General features: G+C 59.3%; 1 protein-coding gene. It reads left to right on the forward strand.

Annotation, left to right across the window (positions count from 1 at the left end):
* Nucleotides 1-414: 414 nt before the first annotated feature.
* Nucleotides 415-798 (forward strand): adenylate/guanylate cyclase domain-containing protein (locus tag X742_RS0139590; RefSeq protein ID WP_031248864.1); only part of this gene is annotated, 384 nt, incomplete at its 3' end.

Genomic DNA, 798 nt, shown 5'->3' on the forward strand with positions numbered 1-798 from the left:
CTGGTTTCACCTTATGTGACTACAAGCGCGGCTCTCCATATCGCCGGCAGGAGGACGTGGAGCACTGGCTTGAGGGTCTGCGGAAAGCAGGCATCGCAGATTAACGGATGACCGATCAACAAGCGGGGCGGTTCGTCGAAAGCGGTACTGACAGTAGATTACTGACGAGTGACGTTCTTAGTGCAACCCGATCGGGTGAATGGCCGACATGAGGCGCATTTCTGACCGGCAGTTTTGGGGACGAATTAGGGAGGTCGGCCCATGTGCGCCCGAAGGGCGATAGCGGACGTTCCGCGAGCGGTGCGACCAAGGTGAGAAGCTAACCCAATAGCAGCCAGCAGGCGTGATAGACTCCACACCCGAGGGCCCATACAATCCGTGTGATTTCCTTCGCTCTAGGTTGCCGCATTGCGAATGGCCGAAGAACGCAATCAGCGTCGCCTTGCCGCCATCCTCGCGGCCGATGTGGTCGGCTACTCCAGGCTCATGGGTCGCGACGAAAGCGGAACCCTGTCGGCGTTCAAGGCGCATCGCCACGAACTGGTGGACAGTAAGATCGCCGAGCATCAGGGCAGGATCGTCAAGCTGACCGGCGATGGGTTGCTAGTAGAATTCCCCAGCGTGGTAAATGCCGTGGCCTGCGCCACCGACATCCAGCACAAGATGCGCGAGCGTAATGCCGACGTGACGGCGGACAGGCGCATCGAGTTCCGCATTGGGATCAACCTCGGAGATATCATCATCGAGGACGACGACATCTTCGGCGATGGCGTCAACATCGCGGCGAGGATCGAGAGT

Origin of the sequence: Mesorhizobium sp. LNHC229A00 (genome assembly GCF_000502415.1) — a bacterium.
In the GTDB taxonomy this organism is placed as follows: domain Bacteria; phylum Pseudomonadota; class Alphaproteobacteria; order Rhizobiales; family Rhizobiaceae; genus Mesorhizobium.